3 protein-coding genes are annotated in these 15,519 nt (G+C 63.0%); all 3 read left to right on the forward strand.

Annotated elements, in window-relative coordinates:
• On the forward strand, nucleotides 1-1,623 hold a 1,623-nt coding region (locus tag U367_RS01000000129845), incomplete at its 5' end, for an amino acid adenylation domain-containing protein (protein ID WP_032864130.1).
• Nucleotides 1,624-1,626: 3 nt separating this feature from the next.
• Nucleotides 1,627-9,408 (forward strand): non-ribosomal peptide synthetase, encoded by a 7,782-nt coding sequence (locus U367_RS01000000129850; RefSeq protein ID WP_032864131.1) that lies wholly within the window; start codon nucleotides 1,627-1,629, stop codon nucleotides 9,406-9,408.
• A gap of 10 nt (nucleotides 9,409-9,418) precedes the next feature.
• A partial coding sequence (locus U367_RS0104295; RefSeq protein ID WP_394365097.1) for an amino acid adenylation domain-containing protein occupies nucleotides 9,419-15,519 on the forward strand: 6,101 nt, incomplete at its 3' end.

The raw sequence follows: 15,519 nt of genomic DNA on the forward strand, positions 1-15,519 counted from the left end.
GCGGTGATGAAAGCCGGTGGCGTGTATGTGCCGCTGGACATCGAATACCCGCGTGACCGCCTGCTGTACATGATGCAAGACAGCCGTGCGCAATTGTTGCTGACCCATAGCCGCGCGTTGCAGCAACTGCCGATTCCCGAGGGCTTGGACACCCTGGCGATTGATCGCACCGAAGACTGGGCCGATTACCGCGACACTGCGCCGGACGTGAAGCTGGACGGCGATAACCTGGCCTACGTGATCTACACCTCCGGCTCCACCGGCATGCCAAAAGGCGTGGCAGTGTCCCATGGCCCGTTGGTGGCGCACATCATCGCCACCGGCGAGCGCTATGAAACATCGCCGGCTGACTGTGAACTGCACTTCATGTCGTTCGCCTTCGACGGCTCCCACGAAGGCTGGATGCACCCGCTGATCAATGGCGCCAGCGTGCTGGTCCGTGACGACAGCCTGTGGCTGCCCGAATACACCTACGCACAAATGCACCGCCACAATGTGACCATGGCGGTGTTCCCGCCGGTGTACCTGCAACAGTTGGCCGAGCATGCCGAGCGTGACGGCAACCCACCCAAGGTGCGTGTGTACTGCTTTGGCGGTGATGCGGTAGCCCAGGCCAGCTACGACCTGGCCTGGCGCGCACTCAAGCCGACTTACCTGTTCAACGGTTACGGCCCGACTGAAACCGTGGTCACGCCGTTGCTGTGGAAGGCTCGCCGTGGCGATCCATGCGGTGCCGTCTACGCGCCTATCGGCACGCTATTGGGCAACCGCAGCGGCTACGTGCTGGACTCGCAACTCAACCTGCAACCCATCGGCGTAGCTGGCGAGTTGTACCTGGGCGGCGAAGGCGTGGCACGGGGTTATCTGGAACGGCCGGCACTGACTGCCGAGCGTTTTGTGCCGGACCCATTCGGCAAACCTGGCAGCCGCGTGTATCGCAGCGGCGACCTGACCCGTGGCCGTCCGGATGGCGTGGTGGATTACCTCGGGCGTGTCGACCATCAGGTGAAGATCCGTGGTTTCCGCATCGAACTGGGCGAGATCGAAGCGCGCCTGCGTGAGCAGGACAACGTTGGCGAAACCGTGGTGGTCGCCCAGGACGGTCCGACCGGCAAACAACTGGTGGCGTATGTCGTGCCGGCCGAGGGCCCGCTCGCCAATGAAACCCAATTGCGCGAAACCTTGCGCCGTGCGCTGAAAACCCATCTGCCGGATTACATGGTGCCCGCGCACTTCATGTTCCTCGCCCAAATGCCATTGACCCCCAACGGCAAGCTCGACCGCAAGGGCCTGCCCGAACCGGATACGAGCCTGCTGCAACAGGCCTACGTGGCCCCCGAAACCGAGCTGGAACAGCAGATCGCGGCGATTTGGGCCGACATATTGCGCCTGCCGCAGGTCGGCCTGAACGACAACTTCTTTGAAGTGGGCGGCCATTCCCTGCTAGCGATCCAGATCACTTCGCGGGTCCAGGCCGATCTGGGCCTGGAAGTGCCGTTGGTGGAAGTGTTCCAGACCGAAACGCTGCGCGCCTATGTGCAGGCCGCCGCCACCTTCCGCGCTGGCAGCGCGGAAGATTTTGATGATCTTCGTGACTTTTTGAGCGAACTAGAGGCGATTTGACCCATGCTTTCCAACCCAAACATCGATCTGGTTTCGCGCTTTCTTCGCCTGCCTCTGGAACAGCGCCAGCAGTTTTACCAGCGCCTGCAAAGCCGGGGCATGAGCTTCGCTCAACTGCCGATCGCCTCGGTCCGCGAGGACGGCCAGCACCTGCCGCTGTCCTACGCCCAGGAACGCCAATGGTTTCTCTGGCAGTTGGACCCGGACAGTGCCGCCTATCACGTCCCTGGTGCCCTGCGCCTGAGCGGGCGCCTGGACAAGGCGGCCCTGCAACGCAGCTTCGACACCCTGGTGGCACGTCATGAAAGCCTGCGCACCCGTCTGCATCTGGACGGTGAGCAGCGCGCCCAGGCAGTACTCCCACAGGCTGTCATCGAGATCGCTGAAAGCGCGGTTGACGAGGCAAACCTCAAGGCATCGGTAGAAGCTGAAATCGCCCGTCCCTTCGATTTGCAGCAGGGGCCTTTGCTGCGTGTCAGCTTGCTTGCACTGAGTGACCAGGAGCACGTGCTGGTATTGGTGCAACACCATATCGTCTCCGACGGTTGGTCGATGGGCGTGATGGTGCAGGAACTGATGCAGCTCTACGCCGCCTACAGCCAGGGGCAGGACTGTGCCTTGGCGCCGCTGCCGATCCAGTACGCCGACTACGCGCTATGGCAACGCAGTTGGATGGAAGCGGGGGAGAAGGCCCGTCAGCTGACCTATTGGCGTGAACTGCTCAGCGGCACGCAGCCGGTGCTGGAACTGCCGTTCGACCAGCCACGCCCGGCGCAACAGAGCTTTCGTGGCGCGCGTCATGATATTGCGCTGGAACCGGCATTGGTCGAGGGGTTGAAGGCCCTGGCCCAGCGCGAAGGCGTGACGATGTTCATGCTGTTGCTGGCGTCCTTCCAAGCGTTTCTGTACCGCTACAGCGGCCAGCCGGATATTCGCGTCGGCGTGCCGATTGCCAACCGCAACCGCGTCGAGACCGAGTCGCTGATTGGCTTCTTCGTCAATACGCAAGTACTCAAGGCCGACCTCGATGGCCAGATGAGCTTTGCCCAGTTGCTGCAGCACACCAAGCGCCGTGCGTTGGAGGCCCAGGCCCACCAGGACCTGCCCTTCGAACAATTGGTGGAAGCGCTGCAACCCGAGCGCAGCCTGAGCCACAACCCGCTGTTCCAGGTGATGTTCAACCATCAGGCCCGTTCGCATTCCGCAGGACAGCAACTGCCTGGCCTGAGCGTGGCCAACCTGGAGTTGGACAGCCACAGCGCCCAGTTCGACCTGAGCCTGGATACCCAGGAAAGCGGCGAGGGCATCTGGGCCTCGTTGACCTATGCCACCGACCTGTTCAGCGCCGCGACTGTCGCGCGGATGGGTGAGCATTGGCTGGGCCTGCTGCGTGACGCGGTGGCGAACAGCGCATTGCCTTTGCAGGACCTGGCGACGCTCGACGCCCATGAGCGCGAGCACATCCTGTATCAATGGAACGCCACCGAGCGCGGCTATCCGCAAGGGCAGTGGGTGCACCAGTTGATCGAAGCTCAGGCGCTGGCACGGCCAGATGCGCCGGCGTTGTGCTTCAACGACCTGTCCCTGAGCTACGCCCAACTGAATAGCCGCGCCAACCGCTTGGCCCATCGCCTGATTGAAGCCGGCGTAGGGCCGGACGTGCTGGTAGGGTTGGCCGTGGAGCGCTCCATCGACATGGTGGTCGGCTTGCTTGCCGTACTCAAGGCCGGGGGCGCCTATGTGCCGCTGGACCCCGAATACCCGCGTGATCGCTTGGCGTACATGCTGGAAGACAGTGGCGTGAAACTGCTGCTGACCCAGGCGCATCTGCGTGATCAGTTGCCGATTCCCCAAGGCCTGGAAACCCTGGTGTTGGGTGAGTCGGATTACCCAGGCTACAGCGACGCCAACCCCAGCATTGCCCTGGATGGCGAAAACCTGGCCTATGTCATCTACACCTCAGGTTCCACCGGTCAGCCAAAAGGCGCGGGCAACCGTCATTCGGCGTTGCTCAACCGCCTGCAATGGATGCAGGAAGCCTATGGGCTGGACGCCGGCGATACCGTGCTGCAAAAGACCCCGTTCAGCTTCGATGTGTCGGTGTGGGAGTTTTTCTGGCCGCTGATGACTGGCGCGCGCCTGGTGGTCGCCGCGCCGGGTGATCACCGTGATCCGGCCAAGCTGATCAACCTGATCAATCACCAACAGGTCACCACGCTGCACTTTGTGCCGTCGATGTTGCAGGCCTTCCTGCAGGATCCGGCGGTGTCGACCTGCCAGAGCCTGCAACGCATTGTGTGCAGTGGCGAGGCCTTGCCGGTGGATGCCCAGCAACAGGTCTTCGCCAAGCTGCCGCACGCCGGACTCTTCAACCTGTACGGCCCGACTGAAGCGGCCATCGACGTGACCCACTGGACTTGCGCGGACGAAGGCCGCGATGCGGTGCCGATCGGCCGTCCGATTGCCAACCTCGGTTGCTACATCCTCGACAGCAACTTCGAACCGGTGCCGGTGGGCGTGCTGGGCGAGTTGTACCTGGGCGGTATCGGCCTGGCGCGGGGTTACCACCGTCGACCGGCGCTCACCGCCGAACGTTTTGTCGCTCACCCGTTCGTCAAGGGCGAACGCCTGTACCGCACCGGCGACCTGGCGCGCTACCGCGACAACGGCGTGATTGAGTACGCCGGGCGTATCGACCATCAGGTCAAGCTGCGTGGCCTGCGCATCGAATTGGGCGAAATCGAGGCGCGCCTGCTGGAGCACGACTGGGTGCGTGAGGCCGCCGTGCTGGCGGTTGACGGTAAATACCTGGTCGGCTACCTGGTGCTGCAAAATGCCAGCGATAACTGGCGTGACGTGCTGGGCGTCCATCTTGGCCAGCACTTGCCGGACTACATGGTGCCCGCGCAATGGGTGCTGCTGGAGCAGATGCCCCTGAGCCCCAACGGCAAGCTGGACCGCAAGGCGCTGCCCAAACCCGAAGCCACTCACCACTACGAAGCGCCGCACAGTGCGCTGGAGCAACAGATCGCCGCGATTTGGGCTGACGTGCTGGGCGTTGAGCAGGTGGGTTTGAACGACAATTTCTTCGAGCGTGGCGGTGATTCGATCATCTCCATCCAGGTGGTCAGCCGCGCTCGGGCGGCCGGTATCCATTTCACCGCCAAGGCGCTGTTCCAGCACCAGACGGTGCGCAGCCTGGCCCGCGTGGCGCAGTTGCAGACGGCACAGGTGATCGACCAGGGCCCGGTGCAGGGCGCGACGCCGTTGCTGCCGTTCCAGCAACTGTTCTTCGACATGCACCTGCCGGACCGTCATCACTGGAACCAGTCCTTGCTGCTGACGCCACGCCAGCCTCTGCTGGCCGAGCCATTGGAAGCTGCGCTGCAAGTGCTCACCCTGCACCACGACGTGCTGCGCCTGAGTTTCAGCCAGCAAGCCGAAGGCTGGACTGCGCGGCATGATGCGCAACCTGCAACACTGCTATGGCAGGCCAGCGTGCAGGACGCCGCCGAACTGCAAGCCCTGTGCGAGCGCGCCCAGCGCAGCCTCGACCTGCAACAAGGCCCATTATTGCGTGCGGTACTCGCAGAAATGGCTGACGGCTCCCAGCGTCTGCTGTTGATCATGCACCACCTGGTAGTGGACGGTGTCTCCTGGCGGGTGTTCCTCGAGGACCTGCAAAGCCTGTATCGCCAGCAGAAATTGCCGGCCAAAACGTCTTCGTTCAAGACCTGGGTCGAGCGTTTGCAGGCGCATGCCCGCAGCGAATCGATCGAGCCGGAAAAAGCCTTCTGGCTGCAACAGCTGCAAGGCGTGCCTGCCGATTTGCCCTGCCGTGATCCGCAAGGCGCACGTCCCGGCCGTCTGGCCCAGACGGTGGTCAGCCAACTGGATGCCGAGCGCACCCGGCAATTGCTGCAACAGGCGCCCACGGCGTATCGCACTCAGATCAACGATCTGCTGCTGACCGCCTTGGCACGCGTCATCTGTCAATGGACCGGGCAAGCCTCCAGCCTGATCCAGCTGGAAGGCCATGGCCGTGAAGACCTGTTCGACGACATCGACCTGACCCGCACCCTGGGCTGGTTCACCAGCCTGTTCCCGGTGCGCCTGACCCCGGCCGAATCCCTGGCCACCTCGATCAAACAGGTCAAGGAGCAACTGCGTGCCGTGCCGGACAAAGGCCTGGGTTTCGGCGCGCTGCGTTACCTGGGTGACGACGCCACGCGCCGGGCGTTCAGCGCGCTGCCGGTGCCGCGCATAACCTTCAACTACCTGGGCCAGTTCGACGGCAGCTTTGACCAGCCGGACGGCCTGTTCACACCAGCTTCCGAACACGCTGGCGCCGAACAGAGCCCAGATGCGCCACTGGGCAACTGGTTGACCCTCAACGGCCAGGTGTACGGCGGCGAACTGCAAATGGGTTGGACCTTCAGCCCGCTGATGTTCGACGCGCCGCAGATCGAAGCCTTGAGCCAGGCCTTCACCCGCGAACTGACCGCATTGGTTGAACACTGCTGCACGCCTGGCAACAACGGCGTGACGGCGTCCGACTTCCCGTTGTCGCGCCTGAACCAGCAGCAGTTGGAATCCCTGCCGTTGGTCGCCGATGCCGTTGAAGACATCTACACCCTGTCGCCGATGCAGCAGGGCATGTTATTCCACACCCTGTATGAACAGACTGCCGGCGACTACATCAACCAGATCCGCGTGACGGCCGATGGCCTGGACGTGGCGCGGTTCCAGCAAGCTTGGGATGCCACGGTGCAAGCCCACGATGTACTGCGCAGCGGGTTCTTTTGGGAGGGCCAGCTCGAATGGCCGTGCCAAGTGGTCTATCGCGAGGCTCGGTTGCCGATCGAACACCTCGATTGGCGCGCGATGCCGGAGCGCGAACTGGAATTGCAGAACCTTCAGGAGGCCCAGCGCCGCCAGGGCTTCGATCTGGCCAAGGCGCCCCTGGTGCGCCTGGTGCTGGTGCGCACCGATGAGCAACGCCATGAACTGATCTACACCAGCCATCACATCTTGATGGATGGGTGGAGCAATTCGCGGCTGTTCGGCGAAGTGCTGCAACGTTATGCCGGTGTCGCAGTGCCTGAAGCGGCCGGGCGTTATCGCGACTACATCGGCTGGCTGCAGCAGCGTGATGCCGCAGCGACTGAAACTTTCTGGCGCGAACAACTGAGCGTTCTGCAAGCACCCACGCGCCTGGGCAGCAGCCAGCCGACGGCGGCGGACGGGCATGGCGAGCATCAGCTCAGCCTGGATCGCGCACTGACTGAACGGCTTGAAGCCTTCGCGCGCAATCACAAGGTCACGCTCAACACCCTGATCCAGGCGGCGTGGCTGGTCCTGTTGCAGCGCCATAGCGGGCAGCCGGTGGTGTCCTTCGGTGCCACCGTGGCCGGGCGCCCGGCAGAGTTGGCGGGGGTGGAGCAGCAGATCGGGCTGTTCATCAACACCCTGCCGGTGATCTGCGCGGTGGACGCCCAGCAGACCGTGGCCGACTGGCTGCAAGCGGTGCAGGCGCAGAACCTGGCGTTGCGTGAGCATGAACACACCGGGCTGTACGATATCCAGCGCTGGGCCGGGCAGGGCGGTGAAGCCTTGTTCGACAACATCCTGGTGTTTGAAAACTATCCGGTGTCCAAGGCCCTGGAGCAGGGCGGTGGCAGTGGCATCCGTTTCGGCCTGCCGGATTCTCGCGAACAAACCAACTTTCCGCTGACGGTGCTGGTGGATGTCGGTGACACGCTGTCTGTGCAATTCAGCTTTGCGCGTGCGCATTTCAACGCAGTCACAGTGCAAACCTATGGCCGCCACCTGGTCAACCTGCTGCAAGCCATGCTCGACGGCGACCAACAACGCCTGGGCGACCTGGCAATGTTGGAGCTGGCTGAACGTCAACAAGTGGTCGTTGACTGGAACGCCACGGCGCAGGACTACCCGTTACAGCACTGTGTGCATCAACTGATTGAACAACAGGTGGCGCGCACGCCGGACGCTGCTGCGCTGGTGTTTGCCGAGCAGCGCTTGAGCTATGACGAGCTGAACCGGCGTGCCAATCGCCTGGCTCATCGATTGATCGAGGCCGGTGTGGGCCCGGACGTGCTGGTGGGCCTGGCGGTAGAGCGTTCGATTGAAATGGTGGTAGGCCTGCTTGCGGTGCTTAAGGCCGGTGGCGCCTATGTGCCGCTGGACCCGGAATACCCGCGTGATCGTTTGGCGTACATGCTCGACGACAGCGGCGTGAAACTGCTGCTGACCCAGGCGCATCTGCTTGAGCAACTGCCGATTCCGCAAGGCTTGAATAGCCTGGTGCTGGGTGAAGCCGCGTTCGAAGGCTACAGCGACGCCAATCCTGAAATTGTGGTGAACGGCGAAAATCTCGCCTACGTGATCTACACCTCAGGCTCCACCGGCCAACCCAAAGGCGCCGGCAACCGTCATTCGGCCCTGGCCAACCGTCTGCAGTGGATGCAGGAGGCTTACGGCCTGGATGTGAGCGATACCGTGTTGCAAAAGACCCCGTTCAGCTTCGACGTATCGGTGTGGGAGTTCTTCTGGCCGCTGATGACTGGCTCACGCCTGGTGGTTGCGGCGCCGGGCGCTCACCGGGATCCGGCCAAGTTGATCAAGCTGATCAATACAGAACAGGTCACCACGCTGCACTTTGTGCCGTCGATGTTGCAGGCCTTCCTGCAAGACCCGACGGTTGCGACCTGTCACACCCTGCACCGCATCGTGTGCAGCGGCGAGGCCTTGCCGGTGGACGCCCAGCAGCAGGTCTTCGCCAAGCTGCCCCAGGCCGGGCTCTACAACCTGTATGGTCCGACCGAAGCCGCCATCGACGTGACCCACTGGACCTGTGTCGATGAAGGCCGCGATGCAGTGCCGATTGGTCGCCCGATTGCCAATCTCGGGTGCTACATCCTCGACAGCAACTTCGAGCCGGTGCCGGTCGGCGTGCTGGGCGAGTTGTACCTGGGCGGCATCGGCCTGGCGCGCGGTTACCATCGTCGTCCAGCACTGACTGCCGAGCGTTTTGTTGCCCACCCGTTCGTCAAGGGCGAGCGCCTGTACCGAACGGGCGACTTGGCGCGTTACCGCGAAGACGGTGTGATCGAGTACGCCGGGCGTATCGACCATCAGGTCAAGCTGCGTGGCCTGCGCATCGAGTTGGGCGAAATCGAAGCGCGCCTGCTGGAACACGACTGGGTGCGTGAGGCCGCCGTACTGGCGGTGGATGGCAAGTTCCTGGTGGGCTACCTGGTGCTGCAAAACGCCGATGACGACTGGCGCGATGTGCTAAGCGCCCATCTGGCGCAACAGCTGCCGGACTACATGGTCCCGGCCCAGTGGATGGTGTTGGAGCAGATGCCCCTGAGCCCCAACGGCAAGCTGGACCGCAAAGCCCTGCCGAAAGCCGACGCCAGCCTGCAAGCCCGGGAGTACGTCGCGCCGAACAGCGAACTGGAGCAACAGATTGCCGCGATCTGGGCCGAAGTGCTGGACGTGGAGCGGGTGGGCCTGCACGACAACTTCTTCGAGCTGGGCGGGCATTCCCTGCTGGCAACCCAGGTGGTGGTGCGCCTGCGCGAGCAGTTGCACGCCGAATTCGACGTCAAATCGATTTTCACCACGCCGACCCTGGCCGAGTTCAGTGCCCATGTCGCCGCCCAGCAAACAAATAATTCGCCGGTGCAGGACGCATTGGCTAAATCCTTGGAGGCCCTCAAACGTCTATCAGCAGAAGATTTGGATAAATTGATTTCCTGAGGGGCGTGGCGTGCAAGCATTAATCGAGTCGGTAGGGTCACTTTCGGCGCAACAAAAGAAAGCGTTGGCGGTAATGCTCAAGCAGCAAGGCATCAACCTGTTTGAGATTGCCCCGGTTTTCAAGCGTCAGGAAGGTGAACCCCTTCGACTCTCTTATGCCCAGGAGCGGCAGTGGTTCTTGTGGCAATTGGAGCCGCAAAGCCCGGCCTACCACCTGCCGCGCGCCCTGCGGTTGAAAGGCCGTCTTGACCGGGCGGCCCTGCAACGCAGCTTCGACAGCCTGATCGCCCGCCACGAAAGCCTGCGCACCTACTTGCATGAGGATCTTGACCAGGTGCTGCAAGTGGTCAGGCCTGAATTGCAGCTGGATATCCCCCTCGAAACGGGTGACGCCGCGCAGCTTGAAGCCCAGGTGCAAGCGGAGGTCGCCAAGCCCTTTGATCTGCAACAAGGCCCGCTGCTGCGGGTCAAGTTGCTGCAGGTGGCGCCCGATGATCACGTGTTGGTGCTGGTGTTGCACCACATCGTCTCCGATGGTTGGTCGATGCAGGTGATGGTCGACGAACTGGTGCAGTTGTACGTCGCCTACAGCCAGGGCCAAGACCTGCGCCTGCCGGACTTGCCGATTCAATACCCGGACTACGCCTTGTGGCAGCGCAGTTGGATGGAAGCCGGCGAAAAAGAGCGTCAGCTCGGTTATTGGTGCGAGCGGTTAGGCGGCGAGCAGCCAGTGTTGGAGTTGCCGCTTGATCACCCGCGTCCGGCCGTGCAGAGCTATCGCGGTGCGCGCCTGGACATTGGCCTGGACGCGGCACTGGTCACGGGCCTCAAGGTGTTGGCCCAGCGCGAAGGCGTGACGCTGTTCATGTTGTTGCTGGCGTCGTTCCAGACCCTGTTGTATCGCTACAGCGGGCAGTCGGACATCCGCATTGGCGTGCCGATTGCCAACCGCAATCGGTCGGAAACCGAGCGGTTGATCGGCTTTTTCGTCAATACCCAGGTACTCAAGGCCGACATCGACGGGCAAATGACCTTCCGTCAGTTGCTAGCCCAGGTCAAGCAACGTGCGCTGGAGGCCCAGAGTCATCAGGACCTGCCGTTCGAACAGTTGGTGGAGGCCTTGCAGCCCGAGCGCAGCCTGAGCCACAACCCACTGTTCCAAGTGATGTTCAACCATCAGACCGAAGGCCGTCGGGTACGTGGTGAGCAGCAGTTGCCGGGGCTGGCGGTGGAAACCCTGGAGTGGGACAGCCTGAGTGCGCAGTTCGACCTGAGCCTGGATACCCAGGAATCGCCCGAAGGCATTTGGGCGTCGCTGACCTATGCCACTGACCTGTTCGACGTGGCGACCGTGCAGCGCATGGCTGAGCATTGGCAAACGTTGTTGCGTTCAGTGGTCGGGCGCGCCGGCAATCGCATTGCGCAACTCGCGATGCTGGTCGACGACGAGCAACGCCGGTTGTTGCAAGACTGGAACCACAGCGCGGCGGCGTTTGAGGACCTTGTGGGTGTACAGGGATTGTTTGAAGCCCAGGTTCAGCAGCATCCCGACGCGGTTGCCTTGTGCCTGGACGATCAGTCCATCAGTTACGCTGAGCTGAACCGTCAGGCAAACCGTCTGGCCCATCACTTGATCAGTCTGGGCATTGGCCCGGAAGTGTTGGTGGGCGTAGCGGTCGAGCGCTCGTTCGATATGGTGGTGAGCCTGCTGGCGGTGCTCAAGGCCGGCGGCGCCTACGTGCCGCTGGACCCGCAATACCCGCGTGAACGCCTGCTGCATATGCTCGAAGACAGCGGCGTGCGCCTGGTGCTGACCCAGGCCCATGTGCCGATGCCATTGCCCGAAGGCATGGCGACGCTGGACCTGGCGGATGCGCGCCTGGCGCTGTGCCCTGAGCGCGACCCGCAGGTAGCGGTCTCGCCGCAAAACCTGGCCTACGTAATCTACACCTCGGGCTCCACCGGCAAGCCCAAGGGCGTGGCGATCAACCATGCGGCACTCACCGAGTTTTCCAGCATTGCCGCGGGTTATTCACGGTTGACCCGTGAGGATCGCGTGCTTCAATTCGCGACCCTCAACTTCGACGGTTTCGTCGAGCAGCTGTACCCGGCATTGACCCACGGCGCCACCGTGGTGCTGCGCGGTCCGGAGTTGTGGGACAGCGCGCGGTTGTACGATGAAATCATCGCCCAGGGCATTACCCTGGCCGACTTGCCGACCGCCTATTGGAACCTGTTCCTGCTCGACTGCCTGGCCGCCGGCCCGCGCTCCTACGGCGCGCTTCGCCAGATCCACATCGGCGGCGAAGCCATGCCGCTGGACGGTCCGGCACAGTGGTTGAACGCCGGGCTCGGCCATGTGCGTTTGCTCAACACCTATGGGCCGACCGAAGCCACCGTGGTATCGAGCGTGCTGGACTGCACGGCGGGCACCGAACTGATCGGCGCCACCGCCAGCCCGATTGGCCGCTCGCTGCCAGGTCGCGCGTTGTATGTACTGGATCGCGATCTGAACCTGGCACCGTTGGGCGCCGTGGGCGAGTTGTATATCGGCAGCCGCTGTGGCCTGGCGCGTGCCTATCTGAACCGTGCGTTGCTGACGGCTGAGCGTTTTGTGCCGGACCCTTTCGGTGAGGCCGGCGAGCGTCTGTACCGTACCGGCGACCTGGCACGCTACCGCGCTGACGGAGTAATCGAGTACGTCGGCCGGGTCGACCATCAAGTGAAAATCCGCGGTTTCCGCATCGAGCTGGGTGAAATCGAAGCGCTGTTGCTGGCCCAGGCGGGCGTGCGTGAGACGCTGGTGTTGGCGGCCGACAACCAGCTCGTTGCTTATTTGGTTGCCGAGCAAAACGACGCCGAAGCGCTCAAGTCGATCCTGCGTGAACAATTACCGGATTACATGGTGCCTGCGCACCTGATCTTCCTTGAACGCATGCCGCTGAACCCGAATGGCAAGCTGGACCGCCAGGCACTGCCCAAGCCGGATGCCAGCCAATCGCAGCAGGTGTGGGTCGCGCCGGTCACCGAACTGGAGCAGCAAGTCGCCGCAGTGTGGGCCGATATTCTCGGCGCCGAGCGGGTAGGGCTGACTGACCACTTCTTTGAGATGGGCGGGCATTCGTTGTTGGCGATGCAGGTGGTGTCGCGCCTGCGTCATGCACTGGGGCGTGAAGTCCCGCTGAAACTGATGTTCGAGCAACCGCGCCTTGAAGGTTTTGCCGCCACACTGCACGCACTGGAGGCGCCGGAAGGTGAGCAGGCGCCGCCGCTGCTGGCGGTCGGCCGCGAACACCCACTGCCGCTGTCTTACGCCCAGGAGCGCCAGTGGTTTCTCTGGCAGTTGGACCCGGACAGCGCTGCGTACCATATCCCCAGCGCCTTGCGCCTCAAGGGGGCTTTGGATGTCTCGGCGCTGCAGCGCAGTTTCGAGGCCCTGGTGGCGCGCCATGAAAGCCTGCGCACCCATGTGCAAGTGCAGCCGGAGGGCGCGCGGCAAGTGATTCGAACTGACGCCGCCTTGCCGATCAGGTTGGGCGAGGTCAACGAGGCCGATCTCCAGGCCCAGGTCGAGGCCGAGATCGCCCGGCCATTCGATTTGCAAGAGGGGCCGTTGTTGCGCGTGACCCTCCTGCGCCTGGCCGAAGACGACCATGTGTTGGTGGTGGTGCAGCATCACATTGTGTCCGATGGTTGGTCGATGCAAGTGATGGTCGATGAGTGGGTGCAGTTGTATGCCGCATTCAGCCAGGGCCGGGCGCCAGACCTGCCGGGTATGCCGATCCAGTACGCCGACTATGCCGTGTGGCAACGCACCTGGATGGAGGCTGGGGAAAAAGCCCGCCAGCTCGATTACTGGCGTGACCTGCTCGGCGGTGAACAACCCGTGCTGGAATTGCCGTTCGACCATCAGCGTCCGGCACAACAGAGCCATCGCGGCGCGCGCCTGGACGTAGCGCTGCCGACCACCCTGGCCGCCGAGCTCAAGGCCTTGGCCCAGGCGCAGGGCGTGACCCTGTTCATGTTGCTGCTGGCCTCGTTCCAGACCTTGTTGCACCGCTACAGCGGCCAGCAGGACATTCGGGTCGGTGTGCCGATCGCCAACCGCAACCGGGTCGAGACCGAGCGGCTGATCGGCTTTTTCGTCAATACCCAGGTGCTCAAGGCCGATATCGATGGGCAAACCACCGTTGCCCAGTTACTGGCCCAGGTCAAGCAGCGCGCGCTGGAAGCCCAGGCGCACCAGGACCTGCCGTTCGAGCAACTGGTCGAAGCCTTGCAGCCCGAGCGTAGCCTGAGTCTCAACCCGCTGTTCCAGGTGATGTTCAACTACCAGGCCGAAGGTCGTACCGGTGATAAACCCCAGGCGCTGGCGCAGTTGCGCATCGAAGGCTTGGCGTGGGACCGGCTTACCGCCCATTTCGACCTTGACCTGGATGTCCAGCAAAGTCCGGACGGGCTCTGGGCTTCGCTGGGGTATGCCACCGACCTGTTCGAAGCGTCGACCATCGAACGCATGGCGCGGCATTGGCAGAACCTGTTGCAGGCGATGGTTGCCGATCAAGAGCAAACCATCGCGCGCCTGAACCTGCTTGACTTTGATGAGCAGCAACACATTCTTCAACTGTGGAACCAGGCAGATGCAGGCTTCTCGGCCGAGCGTCTTGTGCATGAGTTGGTGGCTGATCGCGCCAGGGAAAATCCGGACGCGGTCGCGGTCAAATTCGACGCGCAAACCCTGAGCTATGGCGAGCTGGACAGCCAGGCCAATCGCCTGGCCCACGCCTTGATCGCCCGTGGCGTCGGCCCGGAAGTGCGCGTGGCGATTGCCATGCCACGCAGCGCCGAAAGCCTGGTGGCGTTCCTCGCGGTGATGAAAGCCGGTGGCGTGTATGTGCCGCTGGACATCGAATACCCGCGTGACCGCCTGCTGTACATGATGCAAGACAGCCGTGCGCAATTGTTGCTGACCCATAGCCGCGCGTTGCAGCAACTGCCGATTCCCGAGGGCTTGGACACCCTGGCGATTGATCGCACCGAAGACTGGGCCGATTACCGCGACACTGCGCCGGACGTGAAGCTGGACGGCGATAACCTGGCCTACGTGATCTACACCTCCGGCTCCACCGGCATGCCAAAAGGCGTGGCAGTGTCCCATGGCCCGTTGGTGGCGCACATCATCGCCACCGGCGAGCGCTATGAAACATCGCCGGCTGACTGTGAACTGCACTTCATGTCGTTCGCCTTCGACGGCTCCCACGAAGGCTGGATGCACCCGCTGATCAATGGCGCCAGCGTGCTGGTCCGTGACGACAGCCTGTGGCTGCCCGAATACACCTACGCACAAATGCACCGCCACAATGTGACCATGGCGGTGTTCCCGCCGGTGTACCTGCAACAGTTGGCCGAGCATGCCGAGCGTGACGGCAACCCACCCAAGGTGCGTGTGTACTGCTTTGGCGGTGATGCGGTAGCCCAGGCCAGCTACGACCTGGCCTGGCGCGCACTCAAGCCGACTTACCTGTTCAACGGTTACGGCCCGACTGAAACCGTGGTCACGCCGTTGCTGTGGAAGGCTCGCCGTGGCGATCCATGCGGTGCCGTCTACGCGCCTATCGGCACGCTATTGGGCAACCGCAGCGGCTACGTGCTGGACTCGCAACTCAACCTGCAACCCATCGGCGTAGCTGGCGAGTTGTACCTGGGCGGCGAAGGCGTGGCACGGGGTTATCTGGAACGGCCGGCACTGACTGCCGAGCGTTTTGTGCCGGACCCATTCGGCAAACCTGGCAGCCGCGTGTATCGCAGCGGCGACCTGACCCGTGGCCGTCCGGATGGCGTGGTGGATTACCTCGGGCGTGTCGACCATCAGGTGAAGATCCGTGGTTTCCGCATCGAACTGGGCGAGATCGAAGCGCGCCTGCGTGAGCAGGACAACGTTGGCGAAACCGTGGTGGTCGCCCAGGACGGTCCGACCGGCAAACAACTGGTGGCGTATGTCGTGCCGGCCGAGGGCCCGCTCGCCAATGAAACCCAATTGCGCGAAACCTTGCGCCGTGCGCTGAAAACCCATCTGCCGGATTACATGGTGCCCGCGCACTTCATGTTCCT

The organism is Pseudomonas canadensis (assembly GCF_000503215.1).
Lineage (GTDB): Bacteria > Pseudomonadota > Gammaproteobacteria > Pseudomonadales > Pseudomonadaceae > Aquipseudomonas > Aquipseudomonas canadensis.